General features: G+C 61.9%; 29 protein-coding genes (1 of these 29 cut by a window edge). 24 read left to right on the plus strand and 5 right to left on the minus strand.

Features of this window, described 5'->3' with window-relative positions; all coding sequences use genetic code 11:
- Positions 1-34 precede the first annotated feature (34 nt).
- Positions 35-904, plus strand: a complete 870-nt coding sequence (locus tag NYE40_RS06965) for an SPFH domain-containing protein (protein WP_153783123.1) — start codon at positions 35-37, stop codon at positions 902-904.
- Positions 905-915: 11 nt separating this feature from the next.
- On the plus strand, positions 916-1,125 hold the full coding sequence (locus tag NYE40_RS06970; protein WP_101808753.1) for an Arc family DNA-binding protein: 210 nt from the start codon (positions 916-918) through the stop codon (positions 1,123-1,125).
- A 182-nt stretch (positions 1,126-1,307) separates the two neighbouring features.
- On the opposite strand, the gene NYE40_RS06975 is transcribed toward NYE40_RS06970, so the two are convergent.
- The 3 genes from NYE40_RS06975 to NYE40_RS06985 form a co-directional block, all read right to left on the minus strand.
- Complete coding sequence (locus NYE40_RS06975; RefSeq protein ID WP_052333620.1) at positions 1,308-2,186, minus strand: carbohydrate ABC transporter permease; 879 nt, start codon at positions 2,184-2,186, stop codon at positions 1,308-1,310.
- Between the two features lie 21 nt (positions 2,187-2,207).
- Complete coding sequence (locus NYE40_RS06980; RefSeq protein WP_028600574.1) at positions 2,208-3,065, minus strand: sugar ABC transporter permease; 858 nt, start codon at positions 3,063-3,065, stop codon at positions 2,208-2,210.
- 115 nt (positions 3,066-3,180) lie between these two features.
- On the minus strand, positions 3,181-4,539 hold the full coding sequence (locus tag NYE40_RS06985; RefSeq protein WP_028600573.1) for an extracellular solute-binding protein: 1,359 nt from the start codon (positions 4,537-4,539) through the stop codon (positions 3,181-3,183).
- Between the two features lie 491 nt (positions 4,540-5,030).
- Here NYE40_RS06985 and NYE40_RS06990 point away from each other — a divergent pair, with 491 nt between their 5' ends.
- The 22 genes from NYE40_RS06990 to NYE40_RS07095 all read left to right on the plus strand — a co-directional run bounded on the left by NYE40_RS06990 (position 5,031) and on the right by NYE40_RS07095 (position 24,738).
- Positions 5,031-6,161 (plus strand): outer membrane lipoprotein carrier protein LolA, encoded by a 1,131-nt coding sequence (locus NYE40_RS06990; RefSeq protein WP_028600572.1) that lies wholly within the window; start codon positions 5,031-5,033, stop codon positions 6,159-6,161.
- Positions 6,162-6,323: 162 nt separating this feature from the next.
- On the plus strand, positions 6,324-7,514 hold the full coding sequence (gene alr, locus NYE40_RS06995; protein WP_028600571.1) for an alanine racemase: 1,191 nt from the start codon (positions 6,324-6,326) through the stop codon (positions 7,512-7,514).
- Positions 7,515-7,696: 182 nt separating this feature from the next.
- Positions 7,697-7,978, plus strand: a complete 282-nt coding sequence (locus NYE40_RS07000; RefSeq protein WP_028600570.1) for a ribbon-helix-helix protein, CopG family — start codon at positions 7,697-7,699, stop codon at positions 7,976-7,978.
- A 3-nt stretch (positions 7,979-7,981) separates the two neighbouring features.
- On the plus strand, positions 7,982-8,332 hold the full coding sequence (locus NYE40_RS07005; protein ID WP_028600569.1) for a type II toxin-antitoxin system PemK/MazF family toxin: 351 nt from the start codon (positions 7,982-7,984) through the stop codon (positions 8,330-8,332).
- Positions 8,333-8,558: 226 nt separating this feature from the next.
- The gene (locus NYE40_RS07010; protein WP_028600568.1) at positions 8,559-9,284 is read left to right on the plus strand and encodes an SAF domain-containing protein; all 726 of its coding nucleotides are present in this window, start codon (positions 8,559-8,561) and stop codon (positions 9,282-9,284) included.
- The gene (locus NYE40_RS07015; RefSeq protein WP_028600567.1) at positions 9,281-10,117 is read left to right on the plus strand and encodes a hypothetical protein; all 837 of its coding nucleotides are present in this window, start codon (positions 9,281-9,283) and stop codon (positions 10,115-10,117) included. Before NYE40_RS07010 ends, NYE40_RS07015 begins: the two co-directional genes overlap by 4 nt.
- Complete coding sequence (locus NYE40_RS07020) at positions 10,114-11,520, plus strand: ATPase, T2SS/T4P/T4SS family (protein ID WP_339279667.1); 1,407 nt, start codon at positions 10,114-10,116, stop codon at positions 11,518-11,520. The genes NYE40_RS07015 and NYE40_RS07020 overlap by 4 nt, the downstream gene beginning before the upstream one ends.
- Complete coding sequence (locus tag NYE40_RS07025; RefSeq protein ID WP_339279669.1) at positions 11,513-12,454, plus strand: hypothetical protein; 942 nt, start codon at positions 11,513-11,515, stop codon at positions 12,452-12,454. The genes NYE40_RS07020 and NYE40_RS07025 overlap by 8 nt, the downstream gene beginning before the upstream one ends.
- Positions 12,455-12,466: 12 nt before the next feature.
- On the plus strand, positions 12,467-13,369 hold the full coding sequence (locus NYE40_RS07030) for a hypothetical protein (RefSeq protein WP_339279670.1): 903 nt from the start codon (positions 12,467-12,469) through the stop codon (positions 13,367-13,369).
- Between the two features lie 22 nt (positions 13,370-13,391).
- Entirely contained in the window at positions 13,392-13,541 is a 150-nt protein-coding gene (locus NYE40_RS07035; RefSeq protein ID WP_180968469.1) for a hypothetical protein, read from the plus strand.
- Between the two features lie 19 nt (positions 13,542-13,560).
- Positions 13,561-13,707: a hypothetical protein gene (locus NYE40_RS07040; RefSeq protein ID WP_156876722.1), complete on the plus strand. Its 147-nt coding sequence runs from the start codon at positions 13,561-13,563 to the stop codon at positions 13,705-13,707.
- Positions 13,704-14,129 (plus strand): hypothetical protein, encoded by a 426-nt coding sequence (locus NYE40_RS07045; RefSeq protein ID WP_101808757.1) that lies wholly within the window; start codon positions 13,704-13,706, stop codon positions 14,127-14,129. Before NYE40_RS07040 ends, NYE40_RS07045 begins: the two co-directional genes overlap by 4 nt.
- Positions 14,130-14,159: 30 nt before the next feature.
- Complete coding sequence (locus tag NYE40_RS07050; protein WP_339279671.1) at positions 14,160-14,645, plus strand: hypothetical protein; 486 nt, start codon at positions 14,160-14,162, stop codon at positions 14,643-14,645.
- 80 nt (positions 14,646-14,725) lie between these two features.
- Complete coding sequence (locus tag NYE40_RS07055; RefSeq protein WP_339279672.1) at positions 14,726-15,109, plus strand: ATPase; 384 nt, start codon at positions 14,726-14,728, stop codon at positions 15,107-15,109.
- A gap of 64 nt (positions 15,110-15,173) precedes the next feature.
- Complete coding sequence (locus NYE40_RS07060; RefSeq protein ID WP_339279673.1) at positions 15,174-15,881, plus strand: metal-dependent hydrolase; 708 nt, start codon at positions 15,174-15,176, stop codon at positions 15,879-15,881.
- A gap of 277 nt (positions 15,882-16,158) precedes the next feature.
- A complete protein-coding gene (gene gatC / locus NYE40_RS07065; protein WP_028600560.1) occupies positions 16,159-16,446 on the plus strand; it encodes an Asp-tRNA(Asn)/Glu-tRNA(Gln) amidotransferase subunit GatC in 288 nt (95 codons plus the stop codon).
- Positions 16,447-16,474: 28 nt separating this feature from the next.
- On the plus strand, positions 16,475-17,923 hold the full coding sequence (gatA, locus tag NYE40_RS07070) for an Asp-tRNA(Asn)/Glu-tRNA(Gln) amidotransferase subunit GatA (protein WP_339279675.1): 1,449 nt from the start codon (positions 16,475-16,477) through the stop codon (positions 17,921-17,923).
- Between the two features lie 41 nt (positions 17,924-17,964).
- On the plus strand, positions 17,965-19,407 hold the full coding sequence (gene gatB / locus NYE40_RS07075; RefSeq protein ID WP_028600558.1) for an Asp-tRNA(Asn)/Glu-tRNA(Gln) amidotransferase subunit GatB: 1,443 nt from the start codon (positions 17,965-17,967) through the stop codon (positions 19,405-19,407).
- Positions 19,408-19,624: 217 nt separating this feature from the next.
- Positions 19,625-20,350 (plus strand): MgtC/SapB family protein, encoded by a 726-nt coding sequence (locus tag NYE40_RS07080; protein WP_339279676.1) that lies wholly within the window; start codon positions 19,625-19,627, stop codon positions 20,348-20,350.
- Entirely contained in the window at positions 20,347-22,335 is a 1,989-nt protein-coding gene (locus NYE40_RS07085; RefSeq protein WP_339279677.1) for a DUF4097 family beta strand repeat-containing protein, read from the plus strand. The genes NYE40_RS07080 and NYE40_RS07085 overlap by 4 nt, the downstream gene beginning before the upstream one ends.
- 103 nt (positions 22,336-22,438) lie before the next feature.
- Positions 22,439-22,876, plus strand: coding sequence for a peroxide-responsive transcriptional repressor PerR (gene perR / locus NYE40_RS07090; RefSeq protein ID WP_028600555.1), 438 nt, complete (start codon positions 22,439-22,441; stop codon positions 22,874-22,876).
- Between the two features lie 128 nt (positions 22,877-23,004).
- On the plus strand, positions 23,005-24,738 hold the full coding sequence (locus NYE40_RS07095; protein ID WP_339279679.1) for a glycosyl hydrolase family 18 protein: 1,734 nt from the start codon (positions 23,005-23,007) through the stop codon (positions 24,736-24,738).
- Positions 24,739-24,796: 58 nt separating this feature from the next.
- Here the strand turns inward: NYE40_RS07095 and NYE40_RS07100 are convergent, their stop codons facing one another.
- Together NYE40_RS07100 and NYE40_RS07105 are read right to left on the minus strand one after the other, a co-directional pair.
- Complete coding sequence (locus NYE40_RS07100; protein WP_028600553.1) at positions 24,797-25,192, minus strand: YgzB family protein; 396 nt, start codon at positions 25,190-25,192, stop codon at positions 24,797-24,799.
- 152 nt (positions 25,193-25,344) lie between these two features.
- On the minus strand, positions 25,345-25,572 hold the 3' portion of the coding sequence (locus NYE40_RS07105; RefSeq protein WP_339279680.1) for a hypothetical protein. 210 nt of this gene lie beyond the right edge of the window; only the last 228 of its 438 coding nucleotides appear in the window; its start codon lies beyond the right edge, outside the window; it ends in the stop codon at positions 25,345-25,347.

The following is a 25,572-nucleotide window of genomic DNA, read 5'->3' on the forward strand; positions in this document are numbered from 1 at the left end:
ATTATTACATCATAGTGATTCAGGGGGAATGACGATGCAAGAACGCAAGGCATGGCATATGAATGGTTTTGGGGCTCTCCTCCTCGGGACAGCCGCGTTTGTGGGGGCGGTGCTGCTCTTCATCTCCAGCGATGAATTCGCGCTGGGAGCGGCGGGCTACGTCCTCGGCTCGCTGCTTCTCCTCGCCTCGCTGATCCTGTTCAGCGCATTGACGATCGTGCAGCCGAACCAGGCGAAGGTCATCACCTTTTTCGGACGCTACAAAGGAACGGTGACCGACAGCGGCCTTTGGCTCGTCATGCCGTTCAGCGCCAAGTCCCAGGTCTCGCTGAAGGTGCGCAACTTCAACAGCCAGAAGCTCAAGGTGAACGACGCCTCCGGCAACCCGGTCGAGATTGCCGCGGTCGTCGTCTTCCGCGTGACGGATACGGCCCGGGCCAGCTTCGAGGTCGACGACTACGAGACGTTCGTGGAAATTCAGAGCGAGACGGCGATCCGGCATCTGGCGGCGCAGTATCCTTACGACACGTATGAGGACGCGAACGCCGTATCGCTGCGCGGCAATGCGGACGAGGTGAGCTCGCGGCTGCTGGCGGAGCTGCAGGAGCGGCTGACGGTAGCCGGAGTCGAGGTGCTGGAGACGAGGCTGTCCCATCTGGCCTACGCGCCGGAGATCGCCGGCGCGATGCTGCAGCGCCAGCAGGCGGAGGCGATCGTCTCCGCCCGGCAGAAGATCGTAGACGGAGCGGTCGGCATGGTAGAGTCGGCGCTCAAGCAGCTGGAAGCACGCGGGGTCGTGCTCGATGAGGAGCGGCGGGCGGCGATGATCAACAATCTGATGGTGGCGATCGTGTCCGAGCGCGGCACGACGCCGGTCATCAATGCAGGAACGCTGTACAATTAGGAGCATCCGCGATGCCTAAGGAAAGAAAGTCCTTTCCGCTCCGGATGGACCCCGACATCTACCAGGCGGTCGAGGCGTGGGCCGCCGACGAATTCCGAAGCGTCAATGCGCAGATCGAGTTCCTGCTCCGCGAGTCGCTGCGCAAGTCCGGCCGCTTGCAGCGCCGCAGCCCGCAGCCGGAGCCGGAGCCGGAGCCGCCGCAGGACGGGCAGGCGGACTGAGCCGTCTGCTCTCGCGGCCGCGTCCTGAGACGGCGCTCCAGACGGACGGCCACGGCGTCCGCGTTCCGGCGCAGCGCAAAAAAGGCTCCAGATGCCCGATCGGGCAATCTGGAGCCTTTTTGCTGCTGCATCCGCACCCGCGCTCAGCGGAGCGGACGGCGAGGATGATGCTATCGTGGTTATCAGCCCTTTACAGCACCTTCGGTCATGCCCTTCTCGATGTACTTCTGAATGAACAGATAGACGATGAGGACAGGCACGACGGTCAGGGAGACAGCGCTGGCCATGAGGCCGAAGTCGGTTCCGTACTGGGAGCTGATTTCGTTGAGCAGCGCCACGATGGGCCGAACGTTTTCCTTGTTGACGAAGATCAGGGCCGAGAACAGATCGTTGTACGACCAGAGGAAGACGAAGATGCTGGCCGATGCGAAGACGGGCCGGGCAATCGGCATGAAAATGCGGGTGAACATGTTGAACCGGTTGCAGCCGTCGATGAAGGCCGCTTCCTCCAGCTCTTTTGGAATGGTCGCCATATAAGCGGTCATGACCAGGATCGCGAAGGTCAGGTTGCCTGCGGTATGCGGAAGGATCAGGCCCCAGTATTTGTTGACGAGGCCCCACTCAATGAGCAGCTCGTACACGGGAACGACGGTGGCGAACGCCGGAATGAGCAGCGTCGCGACGAGCAGCGAGCTCAGCGCGTTGCGGCCGCGGAACTTGAAGCGGGACAGCACGTAGGCCGCCAGGCCGCCGCATACGAGCACGAGCAGGACAGTCGCGCCGGACATGATGAGGCTGTTAGCGTAGGCCTTGCCGATGTTGATCCGGTCGAACGCCGTCTCATAGTTGGTCAGCACCGGCGAGAGGGCGATGGAGAACGAGTCGTTCATGACGTCGGTCGACAGCTTGAATGAGTTGTTGATGATCCAGAACATCGGATAGATCGTCGTGAGCGCCCACAGCGTCAGGCACACGTACATGAACAGCGTGCCCAAAGGGATGCGCTTGCCGGATCGATGTCTTTCTACAGGTACGGTATTCACTCCATTGACTTGCTGCATCTGCTTCCACCCCATAAAAGGTTAATAGGTGATCTCTTCTCTTTTAAGCAGTCGGTTCGTGATGATCGAGAGGATCAGGCCGAACACGACGATGTAGATGGCGATCGTCGAGCCGTAGCCGAAGTTCTGGTCCACGAGCGCTTTTTTGTACATGTACGTGCCGAGCACCTCGGTTCCGTTCTGGCCGCGGGAGAGGATCCAGACGAAGTCGAATACTTTGAGCGTGCCTGTGATCGCGAGGATGAGCACGACCTTGATGTCGCTCAGGATGAGCGGGATCGTCAGCATCGTCGTCTTTTTGATGCCGGAGATGCCTTCAAGCTTGGCCGCTTCGTAGAAGTCGGCAGGTATTTTGGACATCGCCGTCAGGAACAGGATGAAGTAGAAGCCGACATAGTGCCAGACGGTCGGAACGGCCACCGCCTTCAGCGAGCCGGTCTCGCTGAGCCAAAGCACCTTCTCGAGCCCTAGGCCCGCGATGGCGTTGTTCAGCATGCCGAACTGATAGTTGTAGATGAGGACGAACAGCAGGGAGATCGCCGCGCCGGAAATGACGATCGGGAAGAAGAAGACGGTGCGGAAAAACTGCTTGCCCTTGGAAATGTTGTCGACCATGACGGCCAGCACGAGCGCGATGCCGACCTGGAAGACGATCGTGTACAGCATGATCTCGAGCGTATGGAGCGTCGCCGCTCCGAGCAGGTCGTCGGTGAACATGCGCTTGTAGTTGTCCAGTCCGACGAATTTCTTGTCGAAGAAGCCGGACGTCCGGTAGAAGCTGAGGTAAAGGCTTTTCAGGAACGGATAGTAGACGAACGTGGAAATGAGGAGCAGAGCCGGCGCGAGGAACGCGACGATATACTTCTTGTCACCCTTCATACAATCACCTTTTTAACTCGTAGTGGATGGAGCCGAGGCCGGAAAAAAGCTCGCCGCCCATGCGGTGCGAAGGGCGGCGAGGGTTGGTTATAGAGGGGCTGCGATAGGAAGCCGATTATTGCTTGTTCGCCTTTTCGATCTTCTCGGCTGCTTCAAGCGCCTGTTTCGCCGTCTTCTCGCCTTTGACGACGCCTTGGATGTTTTGACGGATCGTCGTGAACGTCTCCGGCGACAGGTAGCTGTCGATCGGGGAGTTGACCGACGTGGAGTCCGCGACCATCTTGAAGCCGTCAAGCGCGACTTGCGGCAGGCCGTCGATCTGCACATCTGCGGCTGGAGTGCCGCCGTTCGCCGTTGCGACCGCTTTGATCGCATCCTTGCTCGTCAGGAATTTAAGCAGCTGCACGGCCGCGTCTTTCTTGTCGGCGTTGTCGTACGTCGCTTTGGAGAGGTAGAAGCCGCTGCCGAAGCCGCCGACAACGTCCTTGCCGGTGCCTTTGCCGCCCGGAATCGCCGGGAAAGGAAGCACGGTCGACGTCGATTTGACTGCGTCGGCCATGCCGCCGATCGCCCACGAGCCTTCCAGCACCATCGCGGCCAGACCTTGCGAGTAGTAGTTTGCCGCCATCGTCAGGTCGATCGTCGCCGCGTCTTTCGGGAACGCGCCCAGGTCGCCCAGCTCCTTCAGCTTGCCGATGCCGAGCTCCCATTCCGGGCTGATGCCGTTCAGCAGGCCGGCTTTTTGGCCTTCGGAGCCGGATGCCGCGAGGACGGAGTGCTCGATGACATAGTGGGACTGGTCGAACGGAGCCGCGAGCGGGATGATCTTGTTTTCGGACAGCGTCTTGACGGCCTTCGTCAGCTTATCCCAGTCGGTCGGCAGCTCCAGGTTGTATTTCTCGAAGATCGCCTTGTTCACGAACAGGCCTTCGTAGAAGCCGGTCAGCGGAGCGGCATAGATGTTGCCGTCGGGTTGCTTGACCGATTCCAGCGCGGACGGGATGAAGCCGTTTTTCCATTCGGCGTCCTCGTCGAGCAGGCTGTTGAGCGGTACGACCTTGCCGGCATCGACGAAGCCTTTGGCATCGGCGCCGACGAAGTAGAACAGAAGATCCGGCTCGTTGCCGCTGTTCATGTCGGAGTTGACTTTCGTGCGGAAGCCGTCGTCGTTGGCGGACATGACGTCGTTGTCGATCTTCACGTTCGGATACTTCGCGGAGAAGTCGTCGAGAAGCTTCTGGAACGCTTCGCGCGCCGCGTCCGTTCCGCCGAACGTGGAGAATACGCGGAGGGAAACGTCTTTTGCAGGCGCTTCGGTCGGCGCCGTGCTTGTCGTCGGAGCCGGGCTTGCGCTTGCGCCGCCGTTGCTCGCGCCGCTGTTTCCGTTGTTGCCGTTGCTTCCGCAAGCGGTGAGGGCCAGCACGGCTGCCATGGACAGAGCGGCCAGAGCTGTTGTGGATTTCTTCTTCAACATTGCGAAAATCCCCCTTGAATTCGTTGTGTGCATGCTGCAAGATTCGCCATCTCGCTTACTTAAAGTGTAGGCTCCAGGAAGCTTCCAGCCAAGGCAAGATTGGTTCGCTGGATGGGGGACATTCCTCTCGGGAGGGGGAGTATTTTTGGATGGAATAGGGGAAAATCCTCTTTTTCTCCGTCGCTTGAAATCGGCGGAAGCGATGCGGAAGGCGCAGCGGCGCGGCTTGCCGGCGCCTGGCGCGAAGACGCCCTTCAGCGGATCGCCGCAGAAAGGCTTCGCTTCGCCGAGCGGGACTTTCGGCCTAGCGGCCTGCCGAGGGACGGGGCGTTGTTGCCAGGCCCCTTTTCGAGCTCGAATCGCGCTTCATCTTATAGGGAAGAAAAGCCTCTCCTGCCGCCGGCTCGTCAATCTCGTCCGCATAAAAGGCCAAGTCCCCTCATAGACATGTATCAGCTTAGGAAAACTCAACGAGCAGAGGGGATGAGAAGATGCGTCGCATAAGCTTGATCGCGGCTCTGATGGCCTGCTTCATTCTGGTGCTGGCCGGATGCGGCAAAAAGGATGCGGGCTCCGTGGTGAAGGAGCTCGGCAAGCTGCAGGAGAAGACGGAAACATATCAGGGAACGGGAACGATGACGCTCCATACGGCGACCCAGCCGCTTCAGTACAAGGTCGACGTGAAGTTCCAGAAGCCGAATTACTACCGGATCGCGCTGACGAACGAGAAGAAGGATCTGACGCAGATCGTCCTGCGCAACGACGAAGGCGTGTTCGTCCTGACGCCGAGCCTCAATAAAGTGTTCCGCTTCCAGAGCAACTGGCCGGAGGAGCAGGGCCAGGTGTACTTGTACCAGACGCTGGTGGAGAGCATCCTGAAGGACAATTCCCGCCAGTTCGCCAGCGACAAGGACAGCTATGTGTTCGATGTCATGGCCAATTATCAGAACGCCTCGCTGGCCCGTCAGAAAATCTGGCTGAGCAAGGACGACTACGCGCCGAAGCAAGTCGAGGTGAGCGACTCCAACAGCGCCGTGCTCGTAGACGTGAAGTTCGATTCGTTCAAGTTCAACGAGAAGCTGGAGAAGAGCGTGTTCGATACGAAGGCGAACCTGCAAAGCTCCCCGGCAGCCGGCTCGCAGCCGACGACCGCGGTGCCGGAAGGCGAGCCGGGCGCATCCAAGGGCACGGAGACGGACGGAGCGGCAGGAGCCGGCACGGATGGAGCCGGCACGGACGGCAATGCCGCCGAAGGCGGAGTCGCCGCCGATCCGTCGAGCTCGAGCTTCATCCCGATGGAGCCGTCCTACCTCGGTCCGGAGGGCATCGCGTTCAAGGACAGCAGCGATATCGAATTCGGCGGCAATCCGGGCGTCCTGCTTCGTTATGACGGCACGTACAGCTACACGCTGATCGAGACGCAGCCGGACGATTACGCGTCGGCGGCGGGCACCGGCCGCATCGTCGATCTCGGCTATACGGTCGGCCAGCTGAGCGAGGGGCAGCCGATGACGCTGGCCTGGACGTATCAGGGCACGTATTTCCGCCTCACTTCCGACAATCTGCCGGAAAACGAGCTGGTCAAAGTCGCACAGTCGGTCGTCGACGACATGACCAAATAAGGCAAGAGAAGCGCCGCAGGCCGCGGATGGCCGCGGCGCTTTGCCGACCTTGCCGCTGCCAACAGGTGCCAGCCGGGCGGAGGGCTTCGTTCATTGACACTGCCGGGCATCGAGGGTACCATTAGAGGCATTGGGTTTTTCAAGCGAAAAGGGATGAATCAGGTGGATACTTATTACCGTCCGACCCGCGCCGAAATTTCCCTCGATGCCCTTCGAAGCAACATCCGGGCATTCCGGAGCTCGGCGCCGGAAGGAATGAAGCTGCTCGCTTCGGTCAAGGCCAACGCTTACGGACACGGACTCGTTCCGGTCTCGCGGGAGGCGGAAGCCTGCGGGGCCGACTATCTTGGCGTCGCCTTCCTCGACGAGGCGCTCCGCATCCGCGCGGCCGGCATCAAGACGCCGATCCTCGTCCTTGGCTACGTGCCGGCGCATGCGCTGGACCTCGCCCGCTCGCTGGACATTACGATCGCGCTGTACCGGGACGACGCGCTCGAGGCGGCCCGCTCGCTGCCGCTGGACGGTCCCCGGCTCAAGGTCCATGTGAAGCTCGATACCGGCATGGGCCGGCTCGGCCGGCTGGCCGACGGCTCCGGCGACGCGATGCGCTTCCTCGAGGAGGCGCTGCGCGTGCCTCAGCTGCATGTGGAGGGGCTGTTCACGCACTTCGCCAAGTCGGACGAGGCGGACAAAAGCTATACCGAGCTGCAATACGGGCGGTTCGCGGCCGTTGCGGACGAGGTCCGCAGGCGCGGCCTGCCGATCGAGATCCTGCACAGCGCCAATACGGCCGCAGGCATGGATACGCCGGAGCTCGGCGGAGGCATGCTGCGGCTCGGCATCGGCATGTACGGGCTTTATCCGTCGGACGAGGTGGACCGCAATCGGCTCGCGCTGCAGCCGGTGCTGTCGCTCCGATCGGAGCTCGTGCATGTCAAGGAGCTGACCGAGCGCTGGGGCATCAGCTACGGCACCCGCTACTTCGCGGAGCGCGGCGAGCGCATCGGCACGATCCCGATCGGCTACGCGGACGGCTTCAGCCGCCTGCTGTCGGGCAAGGCCCAGGCGCTCGTGCGGGGCCAGCGCGTTCCGGTGGCCGGCACGATCTGCATGGATCAGTGCATGGTCGCGCTGAATGGCGCCGAGGCGGCGACGGGGTCGCCGGTCGAGGCCGGCGAGGAAGCCGTGCTGATCGGACGCCAGGGAGAGGCGGAGATTACCGCCGAGGAGCTGGCCGCGCAGCTCGGCACCATCAACTACGAGGTCACCTGCATGATCGCTTCGAGGATTCCGAGAGTGTATGTGCGAGGCGGAGAGATCGTCGAGGTCGAAAATCCGCTTTCGCACGGGTGATGTCATTTTTTGCGGAAGGCAAGCAGGAATATCGTCGCCATGCGGCGAATTGCCCCCATAGGGGGCATCCGCCTCGCCTGTTCTACGGGATACAGGCATCTCATAGGTATGGTGGAGTATAGCCTATTTGCATCGGAGACATAATGGTAATGGGCTTTGACAAGTTTTGGAGGTGCGAGTTGGTGGCCAATGTACAGAATACCAAACGAATCATGATCAGCATTCCGGATCATCTGCTGGAAGAAGTGGACGGCATTGTCGCCAAGGAGAATTCCAACCGCAGCGAGTTCATCCGCCAGGCGATGAAGCTCTATCTGGTGGAGCGCAAGAAGCGTCAAATCCGCGAGTTGATGCAGAGAGGTTATCTGGAAATGGCTAAGATCAACCTGAACATGGCCTCGGAAGCTTTTCAAGCGGAGGAAGACGCTGACCGCGCGCTCGGCCGTCTCGTTAGCGGGGTGTAGCGATTGATCGTAAAACGCGGAGATGTGTTTTTCGCTGATCTTTCCCCCGTCGTCGGCTCCGAGCAAGGCGGCGTGCGCCCCGTGCTCGTGCTTCAGAACGACATCGGCAACCGCTTCAGCCCGACCGTCATCGTCGCCGCCATCACGGCCCAGATTCAAAAGGCCAAGCTGCCGACTCATGTCGAGATCGACGCCAAGGAGCATGGCTTCGACCGGGACTCGGTCATCCTGCTGGAGCAGATCCGGACGATCGACAAGCAGCGGCTGACCGACAAGATCACCCATCTCGACGACGAGATGATGCGTCATGTCGACGACGCGCTGCAGATCAGCGTCGGCTTGATCGACTTCTAGTCCGGGCACGGCCGCGGCGCTTCCGTGCCATGAGGCCGCCGCCCGGAGGCTTGACGAAGCCTCGGCGCAAAAAAAGCTTTACAGCCCTTTATCCGATTGATATTATGAATTCAGTCAAATATGGAATGCGATGCCAGGCATCGCATAAGCTCGCGAAGAACGCAAGCGGTTGAACCTCCCCGAGGTTCCTGCTTGCGTTTTTTATTTTTCCTCAGGAGGGGCCGTTATGGGCAAAGGAAAGAACAGATTCATCTGGATCGCCGCGGCGATGCTGTCGGCGATCCTCGTGTACGGGCTCTACCTCGTGCAGCTGCGCTCGATCGAGCGGCAGCATGCCGTGCAGGTGCTCGTTCCGAAGCGCTTCATCGCGGCGGGCGAGCGCATCGAGGCGCAGGATCTCGGCCTGCAGACGATACCGTCCGGCGCGTTCGCGCAGGACATGATGTCGGAGCCGTCGCTGGCCGCCGGACAGGAGGCCGTCGTGCCGCTCGGTCAGGGCGAGCCGCTGCGGGACTGGAAGCTGGACTCGTACCGGCTGCTGCCGGCGCGCAGCGAATCGACCTTCCAGCTGCCGCGGGAGTACGTGCTTTCCGTGTCGAGCGGCATCCGGGCCGGAGACCGCGTCGTGCTGTATGCCTCCGGCGCCGCCTCGGCGTCCGTGAGGCTGTTTGCGGACCCGGTCGTCGTCGCGTCGGTCAAGACGAGCGGCAATCAGGAGATCGACGATCTGGACAATCCGAATCTGCTCTCGCTTGCCGAGGGCAACCGGCAAAAGATGTACGCCTCCCGCCGAGACGCAAACGGCTTGATCGAATTCGTCAACCTGAATTTGACCGAGGAGCAGTGGCTTCGGATCGACGAGCTGTGCAAAGGCGGGGAGGTCAAGCTTGTCATCGCCTACAGCGCCGACTCGCTCGATATCGCGGATGCTGGAACGGGGGCGGCGCCATGAGCGCGCCGTTGATCGCTTTCATCGGCACGACGCCGAATATCGGCACGACATCCGCCGCCTTCGCGGCTGCGTGCAGACTGGCGGAGAGGAGCGGGGAGGAGGTCGGCTTCCTCTGCCTGAACCTGCGGAGCGCCAAGATCCACCGCTTCATCGGACAGGATCGTCCGCCAGCGACGCTGGACAGCATCCGTCCCGAGCTGACCTCCGCGTCCCTCTCTTCCGCCCAGCTGCGACGGGCCTGCATCCAGCCGGACGGGCATCCGCTCGTCCATGTCCTGGCGGGCAATCAGATGCGCGACCAGGCGGAGTTCTACTCCTTCGAAGAGACGGAGCATCTGTTGGATATCGCCCGGCAGACGTTTCCGGCCGTCGTCGCGGATGCGGGCTGCTATTGGGATAATGCCGCGACGATCGGCGCGATGAGGGCCGCGAGCTCCCGCATCCTGTGCACGACCGGAGCGCTGTCCCATTTTCAGGAGGACTGCAACCGCTGGATCCGCCAAGTCTCGCCTCTGTTCGGCATCCTGCCGGAGCAATTCGATCTGCTCGCCATACAATCCCCATCGACCACTGGAGGTTATCGCATGAAAGAGATGGAAAAGGAAACCCGACTGTCCGTAATCGCCGAATTCAAGACCAATCAAGCTTTTTACGAGTCGCTCGATCGAGGCCGGTATCAGGCGTGGCTGAAGCAGGACGCCGTAGGACGGATCGCGATGGACCTCGCTGCGGACAAGCTGGCGGAACGGCACGGCATCCGCTGCCGTCCGGTCAAGGACAAGCAGCCTTGGTTCCGCAAGCTCAAGGCGCATCGCGGAGAACTGAGAATATGAGCGGAGAGCGGTTCTCGCCTGCGGCGCTCGCCGCGGAGCTGCGTTCCGGCATCCGGCAGCCCGCTTCGAGCGAGGCTTCGGGCCCGGGGCATCCGGCGGATGCGGGCGCACCCGATACGTTCGCCAAGGCGGCGGAGGACATGCGCTCTTTTCTGGCCTCGCCGCGGGGCATGACGGACGACGAGAGGCGGATTTACGGAGAGCGGCTCAACCGGGCCGTCCTCGGCTATCGTCAGGAGCGCCGGGAGATCATGGCGCTCGTCGCCGACCGGCTGCTGAAGCTGCGGCTTCATGAGCTTCCCGGCATGGGCTCCCCGTACAAGTCGCTGGCGGAGGCGCTGTTCGCGGAAGTGATCGGACTCGGCGTGCTGGAGCGCATCCTCGAGGAACGGGAGGGACTCGAAGAGATCCAGGTCGTCGGCACGCGGATCTATCTCATGCGTGGAGGGCGGGTGGAGCGGTCTCCCTTCGAATTCCAGACGCTCGGCGAGGTGGAGCGGATCCAGCAGAACCTGGTGCTGTACAACAACGACCGCATCAACCCGCGCAAGCGCTGGGCGGAAGTCATGCTGCGCGACGGCACCCGGGTGACGATGACCGCGTACGGCTTCACCTCGCTGCCGACGCTGACGATGCGCTTCTACCAAGCGCAGGCGTTCCGGCTGGAGGAGCTGGCCGCTCCGGCTTACGGCACTCTCTGCCCGCAGATGTCGCGCATGCTGCATGCCGTGCTGGCCGTCCGCTACAATCTGGTCGTGATCGGGCCGACGGGCTCCGGCAAGACGCATCTGCTTAAGGCGCTCATCGCCGAGCTGCCCGACGAGGAACGGATCGTCACGCTGGAGTCCCGGCTGGAGATGATGCTCGGCAAGGAGTTCCCGAATAAAAACGTCGTCGAATACGAGACCGACGAAGAGGACGAGCGCCACGGGCCGGCGCAAGCGTTCAAGCTTGCGCTCCGGCAGTCGCCGCAGCGGATCGTGCACGCGGAGATCCGCGACGAGGACGCCAACATCTATGTCCGCGCCTGTACGCGCGGACATGCCGGCAGCATGACGACGGTGCATGCCAGCCGGCTGGAGGACGTGCCGGAGGCGATCACCGACATGTGCATGCTCGACGGGCGGGGAATGGATCCGGCGCGGCTGTGCAAGCGGATCGCTAGGCATGTCACGCAGATCGGCATCGAGATGGGCATCGCCGACGGCAAGCGCCGAATCGTCCGCATGGGCGAGATCCGCTGGCGGGACGGGGAGGCGTCGCTGGAAGAATGGGCTCTCTATCGGCGCGGAGAGGGATGGAGGCTGGCGCCGCGGCCCGGCATCGAAGCGGCTCGGAGGCTTGCGGCTTGCGGACTGACGCTGCAGGAGGCGGGCTTCGAAGGAGAGTCCGCCCATGTCTGAATCGTCTTGGCTCGTCCTGGCGGCGGCGATCGCGCTGTGCCTGGCGCTCATGCCGCTGATCGCTTCCGCGCTCCGTTTCGGCGACGATTCGCGCTTGGCCTCGAGCCGGCTCGATTATCGCCGCGGCCGGTCGCTGCGCGAACGGATCCGCCGCATGCTCCAGCGCTCCGGATGGCTTTACCGGGAGCTGAGCGACACGCTGGACGCGCTGCAGTCCGGCATCCGTCCGGAGGGGCTCGCGCTATTGTCGCTGCTGCTGCTGGCGTCGGGAGGAGCCGGAGGGGCCATCCTGTTCCTCAGCCTCAAAGGCGCGCTGATGCTCGGACTGATGCTTGCGCTCGCGCCCTATTCCTTTCTGAAGATGATGCTGCTCAAGCGGCAGCTTCAGACCCGGCTCGAGTTCCTGCCGGCAGCCGAGCTGTTTTATCAATGCTATCTTGTCGCAGGGCAGCGGCAGATCCGCGGAGCTCTCCGCCGGATGGTGGAGGAGAACCGGCTTCAAGGCCATTTGAAAGCCTCCTTCGAGCAGCTCTACCGGAATCTATGCGTCAGAGGAGACGACGAGGCGAGCCTGCGCCTGTTCTCCGCTTCCCTCGGCCACTTGTGGGGAGACTACTTTATCCAGATCCTGCGGGTGGCGATCAGCGAAGGCCATGACATTTCGGACAATCTTCATGATCTGATTTCCGATATGCGGAGGGCCAGGCGGGCCAACGAGCAGGAGCGGCACAAGCTGCTGGAGATCCGGATCGCGAACTTCACTCCGGTGCTGTTCCTCGGCCTGTTCCTCGGGATCAACTTCCGCTACAATCCCGAAAGCTCCTACCGCTATTACGTGCTCGACCCTGGCGGCAGAGACATTCTGCTCAACGCTTTGGCCCTCATTTTCGCTTCTTTCGTCATGGGGCTTTGGCTATCCCGCAAGAAGATGTAAAGGAGGCTCGACATGAAGCTCATCGAGGCTTGGAACGGCGCCGGATTCGCGATCGCCTGGCTGGCTCAGGCTGTCCTGCTGACGATTCTGATCTATGCGCTGCTGCGGCGGCTGTCGACCAAAAGACCGCGATGGCTGCATCTGCAGCGCCGCGGGCCGGAGGGGCGGCTGCTTGCGGATCGTCAGCTGAGGCTCGTAGGTCTGAAGCGGACCAGCCGCGTCGTCGAGGAGCGATCGAGGCTTCTGGCCGGCTGCGGAATTCGATGGGACGGCGCGGCCTATGCGGCTGCTCGCCGAATCGTCTTCGCGGCGGGCGCGCTTGCCGCCCTGCTTGGCGCCGGCCTGCCGGCTCTTGGCGTCAGGCCGCTGCTTGTCCTGCCGCTGGCAGGCTGGGGAGCGCTGATCTTGCTGACGTTCGCGCTGCTCGTCGATAAGATCGCGCTGGAGTCGATCCGGCAGGCACGCTCCGCCAAAGTCATCCGCGAGATCCATACCGTCAGCACTCAGCTGCTGTACCTGCAAGGCTCGTCGCTCCATATCCATGCCAAGCTCATGCGCTGCGTTCCGTATACGAGGTCGATCCGCGGCGAGCTCCAGAATCTGCTTGGCGAGTGGTATCACGATGCGGGCGAGGCGATCCACATGTTCAAGACGCGAGTCGGCACCGAGGAAGCGATCAGCTTCGCCGAGACGGTCGATTCCCTGCGGCTGCACGAGGACGATGCCTACTACGGGCTGCTGCGGGAGCGGATCCGCGACTACAAGGAAAAGCTGGAGATCGCCAAGGAATCCCGCAAGGAATCCGGCTCTTACGTGCTGTTCATCCTCGCCGGCCTGCCGATCCTCTACACGTTTCAAGTCTTCATCTACCCTTGGGTGCGAGAAAGCCAGAAGCTGTTCGACTCCCTGCAATAATACGAGAAAAGGAGGTGAGAGCATGCGAAACATTCTCGTCACCGTCATGATGATCGTCGTCATGCTGGTGCTCTTCAATACGATCATTTCAGACAACGCGACCGGCACCCGTGCGCGGATTCAGACCCAAGGCAACGGCGCGAACACGATGATCGGCAACCTGCTCCCTTAATGCGAAGGAAGGTGGAATCGTGAAGGAAATTCTTGCATCGGTGCTGCTGCTGGCCGCGGTGCTGCTGCTTTATGTCGCTGTCGCGCAAGGACCGCAGGGGACGAAGGCCGGCTTGGAAAGCTTCGGAAGCGCTATGTCCCAGAGCATTCGGAGCACGGATCCTTGAAGCAGATTCTCGTATTCGTCCTGTTCGCGGCGATGTTGTGCTGGATGATGTTCTCGCCGGTCTATAAGCATGTGCTCGTCATGCGGGAAGCGATGCTGCAGAAGGAAGTGGATTACCTGCTCGAGATCGGAGCGAGCGGCAGCCGCGGCTACATCGATGCGGAGATGCTCGAGCAGGCGCGGGGGCGGCTCGCCGCCGTCGGCATGCGGCCCGAGGCGGTCGAGTTCCGGGTCAGCTCCACGAACGGCTTGCCGGCCGACCGCGCGAGCGAGCCGTTGCCGAGAGGGACGGGACTGCGGCTGGAGGCGAGCTATCCGTACGAGCGGCTGTTCGAGATCGACCGCCTGATCGGCATTCCCGCGCCTTCCGCAGGCGAGCGGATGCGAGCGGTCGGACTGAAGATGAGCGAATTCGTGCCGTAACGGTTTCGTGGCGGAAAGGTAGGGAAGACGATGTACAAGCTGCTGCTGATCCTGCTGATGAGCATGCTCTGGCTGAGCGCGCATGCGGCGCAAGCGGACGAGGAGCGTGCCGTGCGGATGCTGTTCGAAGCGAAGCATGCTGTCAACCGCGCGGCTCATGCCGCCGCCCAGCAGCTGGATAAGGAGGAGCTGGCTGAAGGTCGATTCGACATCGACAAAGCTCGGGCCGAGGCTGCCGCCGCCATCTATTTGCAGGAAAACCTGTTCTTGGACGGCGAAGGGCGGCCGGCTGCAGGGTCCAGGCTGAAAGCGGCCGTTGTCGTCGAGGCGTGGGAAGTCATCGGCCGGGAGCATTCCTTCCCGTATGTATACCGCGACAGCCGCTTCGACTACGAAGTGACGCTGGATCGGCCAGGCGTCGTCCTGATCGTCCGCATCGAGCATCCCCGGCTGTTTTCCGTCATGGAGCCGATCATCTGGCATGTGAAGGGCACGGCGCAGCTCGTTTTGCCTTGATCTTGATTTGCCATCCCCCCTCCCTTCTAGTAAACTTTTACTAGAATTGAAAGAGTGGTGCTAGGGAGGGCGATGGACCGATGTTCAAGCTCGGCGAAAAAGTCGTGATCGTTTCCGATCAGTATGAGCAGAATCTTCCTGTCGGGGAGTATGGATATATCATTGCTTACGACCGCAATGCGGACAATGTATTCGATTATGTCGTGCGCGTTCCGGCTCACAACCGGAACTTCCTCGTTCCGGGATCGGATGTCGAGCTCGACAAGGTGCTTTTGAAGCTGGAGGCTGACCGCGTGGAGCGCGAGGCGCTGATCGATTATGCGCTCTCCACCCGCAACGAGGAGCTGTTCAACCGCATCGTCCGCGGCGACGCGGAGGTGCCGGAGGAGGAGGACCTCGCGTCCAAGGACGTGCAGACCCGGGAGGATTTCATCCGCCAGGTCAATCTCAAGGCGTGGATCTGATTGACCCTCCCGCCGTCGGGGGATAGAGGAATAGAGCCTAATCCGAAAGGAAGTGCAGCGAAGCATGAACGTTGTTTTTCATGGACAATCTTGCATCGGCATCACGCTGGAGGACGGCAGGTCCCTGCTGATCGATCCTTTTCTGAGCGGAAATCCGCTCGCCCGGACAAGCGCGGAGGAGGTGGAGGCGGATTACATCCTGCTCACCCATGCGCATCAGGACCATATTCAGGACGCCGCCGCCATCTCCAAGCGGACCGGCGCGCCGATCGTCGCGATTCCGGAGCTCGCCGCGTACATGTCCTGGCAGGGAGCCAAAACGCTAGGAATGAACATGGGCGGCACGGTTGATCTCGGCGGCTTCGCCAAGGCGACGATGGTGCAGGCGTTCCACAGCTCGGGCATCGTGATCGAGGACGAGCAGCGCATCGTATACGGCGGCATGCCGGCCGGATTCGTCGTCGAGGCCGGCGGCCTTACGTTCCTGCATGCGGGGGACACCTGCCTGTTCTCCGACATGGCGCTCATCGGCCGCCGCTACCAGCCGGATGTCGCGTTCATCCCGATCGGAGGCCATTATACGATGGGACCGGAGGATGCGCTGCAAGCCGCCGAGTGGTACGGAGCCAAGCTTGTCGTGCCGATCCATTACGACACGTTCCCGCCGATCCGCCAGGATGCGGATGCGTTCGTCGCGCGGCTCGGCGAGCTGGGGCTCAAAGGCCAGGTCGTCTCGCCAGGCGGCAAGCTCGACCTGGCTGGGCTGAAGTGATCGGAGATCGCTTCGAGCCCAATCCGGGCAAGCGAGCGGGTTCATGAACTTTTGCAGGCTTGCTGCTGGTCGAATTCAGACCGGCAAGCTTCGTGCGGAATAGCGGATAGCGCCTTCCACGCGGCATCGGCCGCCGGACCTTCGGTCCGGCGGTTTTTTCGTGCGCGTTGCCGCATTCGTTTAGCGCTGCGCATTGAGAATGTTGTCGGACTCAAGGTATAATACGGGGAATGGTGTCAGGCATCAGTCATCTTGCTAGGCAAGGGGGAAAAGAACGATGAGCATCGACGCGAAGACGGTCGAGCATGTCGCGAATCTGGCGCGGCTGGAGCTGAGCGGGGAAGAGAAGGAACAGTTCGCCAGCCAGCTCAGCGCCATTTTGAAGTACGCAGAAAAACTGGACGAGCTGGATACGGAAGGCATCGAGCCGACGAGCCATGTGCTTCCGGTCACGAACGTGATGCGCGAGGACGTGGTGCGCGAGTCCGTCTCCAACGAGACTGCGCTGCGCAACGCGCCGGACGACGAGGACGGGCAGTTCAAGGTGCCTGCCGTACTGGAATAGCCGCTAGCGGCGAAGGGAGGAACATCGGTTGGCTTTATTCGATCAAAGACTACAGGATCTACATAACGAGCTCGCCGCCGGCAAGCTGTCCGCGGCCGAGCTTACCGAGGCGGCCTATGCGCGGATCGCCGAGACCGACGAGCGGATCGGCGCGTTCCTGACGCTGAACGAGGAGGCGGCGCGCGCCCGCGCGGCCGAGCTCGATCAGGCCGGCGCGGCCAAGGGACTGCTGCATGCGCTGCCTGCGGGCATCAAGGACAACATCGTCACCAAGGGGCTGCGCACGACATGCGCGAGCCAGTTTCTTTCCAATTATGATCCGATCTACGATGCGACCGTCTCCGGCAAGCTTCAGGATGCCGGAGCGGTGACGATCGGCAAGCTCAACATGGACGAGTTCGCGATGGGCGGCTCCAACGAGAACTCCAGCTTCCGTCCCGTGCGCAACCCGTGGAACACGGACTATGTGCCGGGCGGCTCGAGCGGCGGCTCCGCGGCGGCGGTGGTGGCGGGCCAGGTCTACTTCGCGCTCGGCTCCGACACCGGCGGCTCGATCCGGCAGCCGGCCTCCTACTGCGGCGTCGTCGGCCTTAAGCCGACGTACGGCCTCGTCTCCCGCTTCGGCCTGGTGGCGTTCGCCTCCTCGCTCGACGCGATCGGGCCGATCACCAAAAACGTCGAGGACGCGGCTTATGTGCTGCAGGCAATCGCCGGCCACGACCGCATGGACTCCACGTCGGCCGACGTCTCCATCCCCGACTATGTCGGCTCGCTCAGCGGGGATGTCAAGGGCATGCGCATCGGTGTGCCGAAGGAGTACATGGGCGAGGGCATCGATCCGAAGGTCAAGGAAGCGGTGCTGGCCGCGCTGCGCGTGCTTGAGGATCTCGGCGCGACCTGGGAGGAAGTTTCCCTGCCGCATACTGAATATGCGGTCGCGACCTATTATCTGCTCGCCTCCTCCGAGGCTTCCTCCAACCTGGCCCGCTTCGACGGCGTGCGCTACGGCGTGCGCGCGGACGATCCGGACAACCTGATCGACTTGTACCGCAAGTCGCGCAGCCAAGGCTTCGGCCAGGAGGTCAAGCGCCGCATCATGCTCGGCACGTACGCGCTGAGCTCCGGCTATTACGACGCCTATTACCTCAAGGCGCAAAAGGTCCGCACGCTCATCAAGCGCGACTTCGACCAGGCGTTCGAAAAATACGACCTGCTCGTCGGACCGACCGCGCCGACGACGGCGTTCCGCATCGGCGAGCAGATCGGCGATCCGTTGACGATGTACCTCAACGACATCGTGACGATTCCGGTCAGCCTCGCCGGCGTTCCGGCCATCAGCGTGCCATGCGGCTTCGCGGACGGCCTCCCGGTCGGCCTGCAGCTCATCGGCAAGCCGTTCGACGAATCGACCGTGCTGCGCGCCGCCCATGCCTATGAGCAGCATACGGACCACCACAAGGCGCGCCCGCAGCTGTAGGGCGCCGCATCAAGCATCAAGCAAGCAGGAGGAGCTAAGCCATGACTCACTACCAATCGTACGAGACGGTCATCGGGCTTGAAGTGCATGTCGAGCTTCATACCGCCAGCAAGATCTTCTGCGGCTGCTCGACTTCCTTCGGCGCCCCGCCGAATACCCATACCTGTCCGATCTGCCTGGGGCATCCCGGCGTGCTGCCGGTGCTCAACCGCCAGGCGGTCGACTACGCAATGAAGGCCGCGATGGCGCTGAACTGCACGATCGCCGACGTCAGCAAGTTCGACCGCAAGAACTATTTCTATCCCGATTCGCCCAAGGCGTATCAGATTTCCCAGTTTGACCAGCCGATCGGCGAGAACGGCTGGATCGACATCGAGGTCGACGGCAAGACGAAGCGCATCGGCATCACCCGCCTTCATCTGGAGGAGGACGCGGGCAAGCTGACCCATGTCGAGGGCGGCTATGCCTCGCTCGTCGACTTTAACCGCGTCGGCACGCCGCTTGTGGAGATCGTGTCCGAGCCGGATTTGCGCACGCCGGAGGAAGCCAAGGCTTACCTGGAGAAGCTCCGCGCCATCATGCAGTACTGCGACGTATCCGACGTCAAGATGGAGGAAGGCAGCCTCCGCTGCGACGCCAACATCAGCCTGCGCCCTTGGGGCCAGGAGAAGTTCGGCATTCGCGCCGAGCTTAAAAACATGAACTCGTTCCGCGGCGTGCAGCGCGGCCTTGAGTACGAGCAGCTCCGCCAGGCCGATATCCTCGACGCCGGCGGTACGGTCGTGCAGGAGACGCGCCGCTGGGACGACAGCCAGGGCAAGACCTTCTCGATGCGAGGCAAGGAAGAGTCGCATGACTACCGCTACTTCCCGGACCCCGATCTCGTGCGGCTGCACATCGACAGCGAGTGGAAGGAGCGCGTGCGCGCCTCCATCCCGGAGCTGCCAGACGCTCGCCAAGCCCGCTATACGGCGGAGTACGGCCTGCCCGCCTACGATGCCGGCGTCATCACCGCTTCCAAAAAGCTGGCCGACTTCTTCGAGGAGAGCTTGTCCTACACCAAGGACGCCAAGGCCGTCTCCAACTGGATCATGGGCGACCTGCTCGGCTACCTGAACCAGACCGGGAAGGAGATCGAGGCCGTCCGCATCACCGGCCAGGGCCTCGGCGAGATGATCGGCTTGCTGGAAAAGGGCACGATCAGCGGCAAGATCGCCAAGACCGTCTTCAAGGAAATGCTCGAAAGCGGCAAGCGCCCGCAGCAGATCGTCGAGGAGCAAGGACTCGTGCAGATCAGCGACGAAGGCGCGATCAAGGCGATCGTCGAGAAGATCGTCGCCGCCAATCCGCAATCGGTCGAGGATTACCGAGCCGGCAAGGAAAAGGCGATCGGCTTCCTCGTCGGCCAAGTGATGAAGGAGTCGCGAGGCAAGGCGAATCCCGGACTCGTCAACAAGCTGCTCGTCGACGTCCTCAACGCCTGAATTCGTCGGCATCCATCCGGATATCCGGCAGCAGCCGTCCTCTCGATTCGGGAGGGCGGCTTTGTTCATTTAAAAAAGAAGCGGCAATCCGCTCTATTCAGGGTAAAATACAACATGCCCCATGCCCGGCAAAGAATTAAAGCCCGCGCATACAATGAGAAGCGTCGGCGGTTATGCCCGCGGCGCACGGACATTCGGCATTCATGGGAGGAATGGCATGAACAACGCGCTACACTCGATCACTTCGGACAGTCCGTGGTATATCAACGAATGGGAGCTGCTGCTGAGGCTGTTCATCGCGGTGCTGCTCGGCGGCCTCGTCGGGTTCGAACGGGAGCAGTCCAACCACGCCGCCGGCTTCCGCACCAACATCCTCGTCTGTCTCGGCTCCTGCCTCTTGATGCTGTTGTCCATATACGGCTTCGCCCAGTTCGTCAACGAGACGAACGTTCGGCTTGATCCCGCGCGCCTGGCCGCGCAGGTCATTACCGGTATCGGGTTCCTGGGCGCCGGGACAATCCTGTTTACGGGCAAGTCGATCACCGGCTTGACGACGGCGGCTTCGCTCTGGGTCGTATCCGCCATCGGCTTGTCGGTCGGCGCGGGCTTCCTTCTGCCGGCGGTCGCGACGACCGTGCTCGTGCTGCTCGTGCTCGTGGTGCTCAACAAGCTCGAAAAAAAATTCAGCGGCGGCAAGCGCGAGCATCATCTGAAGGTGCTGGCCGACGAAAAGGAAGCGCTGCTGCAGGCCGTGAGCGCCTTGCTCGCGGAGCAGGGCATCGTCATGCGCAAGCTGTCGCTGCAGGAGTACGGAGACCGGGAGCTGGAGCGGCCGCGGGTCATGCTCCTGCTGCATATTACGTTTCCGAAGCAGGATAAGCTGATTCCGCTGTTGGAAAAAATCAAATGCCTGGAGGGCGTGCATGCCGTGAGTGCCGAATGAGCGCCGAAGCCCGCAACCGAAAAAATCGTTGGCTGACCGGCCTCTATGCCGCCTTGCTTCCGGGCGGCGGCCATCTGTATTTGGGCTGGTACGGCCGCGGCCTGCTGCTGCTGCTCGTCGTGCTGCTTGATTTGGCGGCGCTGATCCGCTTTTCGGATTCGACGAGCGGGAGCCGCGCGCTGCTGCTGCTCTATCTCGGCTACGCCCTGCCGGCTTTGTATTTCTATAGCGTCTTCGATTCGCTCGAAATCCATTCCCGAATCAAGCTTGCGCCCGCGGGCAAGAGAAGCGACGCTGGTCCGTTTTCCTTGCGGCATAGCCTCGTGCTGGTGGCGGGCGGCTTGCTGCTGTTGTTTCTGATTCGCCCGACCGAGGCGGTCCAGCCGCGGCTCGACTGGATCGGCGACATGGCCTCCGGAGCGGTGCTGCTCGCTCTGGCGGCCTGGCTGTCGCTGCGAAGGCGGCCGGAGCAGTTCCGCTTCGGAAGGCTCAGCTCCATCCTGCTGCTTGCGGCTTGCGGAGCGATCCTTCTGTGGGATCAGGTCCGCGAGCGCAACGACATCGGCCTGCTCTCCGACTGGTGGCCGATGCTGTTCGTGCTTGCCGGCATCGAGATGCTGGCGTTCCAGCTGCTCGAAAAGCATCGTCCCGGCCGCCGGCTGTCCGTCGGCGCTGGAGCGGCCGCGGCCGCTGTGCTGCTCATCGGATCGGCCTATGCCGTCACCCAGTACGGGGGCCTGCCGTTCCGCTGGCTCGACCAGTATGCCGGCCGGACGAGCCTGGAAAACCTGTCGGAGGAAAAAGGCTTCCGCTACGAGGAGGAGCCGATCGTCCTGACGCTCGAGGAGCAGGTGACGAGCGTCATCCTCGACAATCCGAACGGCGATGTGACGGTCCGCTCGAGTCCGGACAGCCGTCTGGTGACCGTCGAGGCCGAGCTATGGGTGGATACGGAGGATTCCCAGGAAGCAGATTACGTCCGCCAGAAGTCGAAGCTGAAAGTCAGCTCGGAAGACAAGCTGGAAATCGCCGCCCAAGGCATGCCTTACGGAGCGAACGGCTCCCGGCTGCCCCGCTACAATCTGATCGTGACGTTGCCGGCCGATCTTGAGGCTTCGTTCCGGATCGACGAGCCGGAACCGCTCCCTCTGCTGCCGCTGCCGTCCTTGCCGGCAGGGCTTTCATCCCCTGGCCCGTCCATCGCCGCTGCTGCTCCATTGCCTTCGGCCGGCGGCAGCGCGTCCCTGGAGCCGGTTTCCGGCATGACGGCAGCCGGGCCGAGCGAGCCTCCGTCCGCCGCGGCGACGCCCGAAGCGTCCTTGCCGCCAAGCCCGTCGGCTTCGCCGACTCCCGGACCTCAGGCGGTCAAGGTGCTGCTCCATGCCGGCAACGGCAACGTGTCGATGTCCGGCCTGACCGCCGAGGGAGGATGGACGATCAAAAACCGGAACGGCTCCATCGAGCTGCGCGATCTTCGAGGCAAGGTCGAGGCCGACACGACCAGCGGCAATATCGCAGCGGAACGGATCTTCGGCGATGCCGCCCTATCCGCCCGCGACGGCAGCATCCAGGCTTCGCGCATCAGCGGCTCGATCAATGCCTACACGAGCAACGGCAATCTTGAAGTGGGCGACATCGTGGGGGAGTCGACCATCCTCGAGACGAAAAACGGATTTATCCGGGTCGAGGAGGTGGCGGGCAGCCTTCAGGCCGACACGCTGAACGGCGAGATCCGCATCCGCAGCTCGTCCGTCGGCGGGGGCTGGGACATCGACAGCTCGATCGGCGAGGTCATGCTGTCGCTGCCGACGTCATCCTCCTTTGTCATGGACGGCGCGGTCACGTTCGGCGAGATCCGCTCGGAGCTGCCGCTCCAGGTGACGAAGAAGCGGGTCGAAGGCATCATCGGACTCGGCCTCCATCGGATTCGCGTGGATGCGAACAGCGACATCTCCATCTACGCCTACCCGTCCATGCCCGAATAGTTCCAGCTGCGTGAGCGCCGGTTTCGTTGACAAAACGGGAAATCCGCGCGTACAATAGAACTACTACAAAGTAATTAAGACTATAAGGAAGGCGTGATCGGGAATGGGAGCCAGCGTAGAACAAGCCCTAGAGCAGCTTAAATCCAGCGGCGTCCGCATGACCCCGCAGCGTCACGCGATACTTGGGTTTCTGATGAACTCGATGACTCATCCTACCGCGGATGAGATCTATAAAGCTTTGTCACCCGATTTCCCGAGCATGAGCGTCGCGACGATCTACAACAACCTCCGGCTGTTCGTGGAGGCGGGCCTCGTGCGGGAGCTGACTTACGGAGACGACTCAAGCCGTTTCGATGCGAATCTGTCGGATCATTATCATGCCATCTGCAAGGTCTGCGGCGAGATCGTCGACTTCGACTATCCGCCGCTGATGGAAGTCGAGCGCGCCGCTTCGCGGGAGACCGGATTCCGCGTCGAAGGTCATCGCATGGAGATCTACGGCGTATGCACGTCCTGTCGGGCTGCCGTGCCGCACTCGTAATCGAGCCTGGAGAAGCGCCGCTTCCCGGCTTTTTTTTTGCATTTTTTTGCCGATAGACTCATAGAGTAGAGAGACAACTTTCCGTCGGCAAGACTCGTCTAGGGGATGACAGCAAAGGAGCGTGAAGCATGAAGAGGGGACAAGCCTACGGAGGCAAGCGCCGCAGAAGCGGCTTCCGGCGGCTGCTTGGCTTTTGCCTGATAATTGGAATGATAGCGGGCGCGTGGGCGGCCTACAGCAAGCTCACGCCGAGCCGTGACGATATGAAGCCGGAATACGGCCATGCCCATCCGCTGTTCTACGGCGGGACGTATTTGAAGGAAGGCGCGCTGATCGAGCAAGGCCAGACGCTGCTTCCGCTCGAGGCGATCAGGTCGGTGCTGGGCAGCGATCTGCCCGTCTGGTACGAGGAGAAGACGCAGTCGATCATCCTCACGAGCGATACGAAGGTGCTCTTCATGAAAAAGGACGAGCTGCAAGCCAAGCTCGGCGACAAGCCGTTCCAGCTTGCCGTAGCACCGGTGGAACGGAACGGACGCGTCTACATGCCGCTGTCTCCGCTCAAGACGTTGTACGGCATCCAGGCGGAGATTTCCTCCGCGAGCGGCGTCATGACGTTGGAAAGAGCCGGGGACCGGCTCAGGATGGCCGTTTCCGCGAAGGATGACGAGGACATTTTCGTGCGGTCGGAGCCGTCCATCCATCGTCCCTATGTGGATCGAGCCGCGCCGGGCCAGCCGCTGATCGTATGGGGCGAGCAGGAAGGCTGGTACAAGGTGCAAGGGCCGGAGGGCCACTCGGGCTATGTCCGCAAAAAAGAGCTTCGCTTTACCGGAGACCGCGTGATCGCGCCGCTCCAGGAGGAGGAGCCTGCGCTTCCATGGAAGCCGGGCCAGAAGGTCAATCTCACCTGGGAAGCCGTCTACAGCAAGCATCCCGATCCGTCCGGCTATCCGGCGATGGAGGGCGTCAACGTCGTCAGTCCGACCTGGTTCGAGGTCAGCGACGGCAGCGGCCAGATCCGCAGCAAGGCCGATGCGTCCTACGGAGCCTGGGCTCGCCAGAGGGGGATGCAGGTGTGGGCGCTGTTCAGCAACGCCTTTGATCCGGATCTGACGACCAAGGTGCTCTCGAGCGCCGAGACCCGGTTCACGATGATCCGGCAGCTGCTCGCTTATGCGGAGATGTACAAGCTGCAGGGGATCAATATCGACTTCGAGAACGTGCGCACCTCAGACAAGCAGAACTTCGTGCAGTTCGTGCGGGAGCTGTCTCCGATGCTGCACGAAGCGGGGCTGATCGTCTCGATCGATGTCACCCCGAAGTCGAGCAGCGAGATGTGGTCGCTGTTCCTCGATCGCGAGGCGCTGATCGACAGCGTCGACTATATGATGCTGATGGCGTATGACGAGCACTGGGCGAGCAGTCCAAAGGCCGGCTCGGTCGCATCGCTTCCTTGGGTAGAGGCTTCCATAAAGCGCCTGCTGGATGAAGACGGCGTCGATCCGGCGAAGCTCGTGCTCAGCATGCCGCTGTATACCCGGATCTGGAGCGAGTCCAAGGGCGAGGATGGGAGCGTAGACGTGTCGTCCAAGGCCGTCGGCATGGATCGCATCCGCGAGATCATGCGGGACCGCAAGCTGACACCCGTGTTTGATGAGGCGGCTGGACAGAACTACATCGAGTATGCCGAAAAGGAAGGCGTCCGAAACCGGATCTGGATCGAGGATGAGCGGTCGATCGAGGCGAGGGTGGAGCTCGTGCACAAGTACGGCTTGGCCGGCGTTGCTACTTGGGCGCGTTCTTTCCAGACGGACAGCATCTGGGGCGTCATTCATGAGAGTCTGTCTCGTCCTTCCTGATTCCAAAAGAATGAAAAAACCGCCGGACCTGCGAGAGGTCCGGCGGTTTTTGCTGCGGTCAGGCTTGGCTTGCGGGCGGGGCCGGCTTGTCCTCCGGCGCGGCATGCGTCTCGGGAGCCTCGTAGCCTTCCGTAGCGCGCTCCGCATCCAGCGTCAGGATCGTTTTGCAGTACATGCAGCGATCCGTACGGCCCAGGATCTTGGTCTGGCGCCCGCATTCCGGGCAGATCAGCATGACCGCGCTCGTGGACAGCATGCCCGCCCAGAAGTAGATGCCGACGCTGATCACCAGCGCGATCATGCCGATGACCATGAAGATCGCGGCGACTACCTTGCCGGTCTGGCCCCAGAATACGATGCCGGCCGTACCTAATATCATGACGCCCATGCCGACAAGGATGAGGACGAGGCCCCATAAGCGGAACTCATTGATTTTGCTGGACTTCAGAAGCATCGTTTCAACATTCCCTTCACGGAAATGGGACTTCGTCCCGATTTCTTGCGGTTAAGGCAGGAAACAGACTTTATTTGTCGAATTGAATCCGCAGAATAATATTATAGCGGAAACGTCCCGTTGACGCTATATGGGGGATATGTGTGGAGATGTTAAACAAACAGGTTGCGAGCTTGTTTCAGTATGAAGAAGGCGTCATCGGGCTTGTCGCCGTCCGGGATCCGTATCCGTTTCAGCGGCAGCTCGACGGTCTGGACCTGCTTCTTCTTGTGATCAGCGATGTAGCCTGCGGACTCGCCTCCATTCAGCACCGCCGCATGGATGGCCAGCAGGTCATGATCCGGAGGGTGACCCGCGATCTTCTCCTTCATTGGATTGCG

Origin of the sequence: Paenibacillus sp. FSL W8-1187, assembly GCF_037965485.1 — a bacterium.
GTDB classification, from domain to species: Bacteria; Bacillota; Bacilli; order Paenibacillales; family Paenibacillaceae; genus Paenibacillus_O; species Paenibacillus_O pasadenensis.

Excerpts from the sequence above, each read along its gene's own strand:
- NYE40_RS07095 (WP_339279679.1), top strand. The coding sequence starts at position 23,005 with ATGAAGAGGGGACAAGCCTACGGAGGCAAGCGCCGCAGAAGCGGCTTC.
- NYE40_RS07010 (WP_028600568.1), top strand. The coding sequence starts at position 8,559 with ATGGGCAAAGGAAAGAACAGATTCATCTGGATCGCCGCGGCGATGCTG.
- NYE40_RS07050 (WP_339279671.1), top strand. The coding sequence starts at position 14,160 with ATGTACAAGCTGCTGCTGATCCTGCTGATGAGCATGCTCTGGCTGAGC.
- NYE40_RS07100 (WP_028600553.1), bottom strand. The coding sequence starts at position 25,192 with ATGCTTCTGAAGTCCAGCAAAATCAATGAGTTCCGCTTATGGGGCCTC.
- NYE40_RS06980 (WP_028600574.1), bottom strand. The coding sequence starts at position 3,065 with ATGAAGGGTGACAAGAAGTATATCGTCGCGTTCCTCGCGCCGGCTCTG.
- NYE40_RS07085 (WP_339279677.1), top strand. The coding sequence starts at position 20,347 with ATGAGCGCCGAAGCCCGCAACCGAAAAAATCGTTGGCTGACCGGCCTC.
- gatB (WP_028600558.1), top strand. The coding sequence starts at position 17,965 with ATGACTCACTACCAATCGTACGAGACGGTCATCGGGCTTGAAGTGCAT.
- NYE40_RS07055 (WP_339279672.1), top strand. The coding sequence starts at position 14,726 with ATGTTCAAGCTCGGCGAAAAAGTCGTGATCGTTTCCGATCAGTATGAG.
- NYE40_RS07020 (WP_339279667.1), top strand. The coding sequence starts at position 10,114 with ATGAGCGGAGAGCGGTTCTCGCCTGCGGCGCTCGCCGCGGAGCTGCGT.
- NYE40_RS07015 (WP_028600567.1), top strand. The coding sequence starts at position 9,281 with ATGAGCGCGCCGTTGATCGCTTTCATCGGCACGACGCCGAATATCGGC.
- gatC (WP_028600560.1), top strand. The coding sequence starts at position 16,159 with ATGAGCATCGACGCGAAGACGGTCGAGCATGTCGCGAATCTGGCGCGG.
- NYE40_RS06985 (WP_028600573.1), bottom strand. The coding sequence starts at position 4,539 with ATGTTGAAGAAGAAATCCACAACAGCTCTGGCCGCTCTGTCCATGGCA.
- NYE40_RS06965 (WP_153783123.1), top strand. The coding sequence starts at position 35 with ATGCAAGAACGCAAGGCATGGCATATGAATGGTTTTGGGGCTCTCCTC.
- NYE40_RS07035 (WP_180968469.1), top strand. The coding sequence starts at position 13,392 with ATGCGAAACATTCTCGTCACCGTCATGATGATCGTCGTCATGCTGGTG.
- NYE40_RS07025 (WP_339279669.1), top strand. The coding sequence starts at position 11,513 with ATGTCTGAATCGTCTTGGCTCGTCCTGGCGGCGGCGATCGCGCTGTGC.
- perR (WP_028600555.1), top strand. The coding sequence starts at position 22,439 with ATGGGAGCCAGCGTAGAACAAGCCCTAGAGCAGCTTAAATCCAGCGGC.
- NYE40_RS06990 (WP_028600572.1), top strand. The coding sequence starts at position 5,031 with ATGCGTCGCATAAGCTTGATCGCGGCTCTGATGGCCTGCTTCATTCTG.
- NYE40_RS07060 (WP_339279673.1), top strand. The coding sequence starts at position 15,174 with ATGAACGTTGTTTTTCATGGACAATCTTGCATCGGCATCACGCTGGAG.
- NYE40_RS06975 (WP_052333620.1), bottom strand. The coding sequence starts at position 2,186 with ATGCAGCAAGTCAATGGAGTGAATACCGTACCTGTAGAAAGACATCGA.
- NYE40_RS07080 (WP_339279676.1), top strand. The coding sequence starts at position 19,625 with ATGAACAACGCGCTACACTCGATCACTTCGGACAGTCCGTGGTATATC.
- NYE40_RS06970 (WP_101808753.1), top strand. The coding sequence starts at position 916 with ATGCCTAAGGAAAGAAAGTCCTTTCCGCTCCGGATGGACCCCGACATC.
- NYE40_RS07030 (WP_339279670.1), top strand. The coding sequence starts at position 12,467 with ATGAAGCTCATCGAGGCTTGGAACGGCGCCGGATTCGCGATCGCCTGG.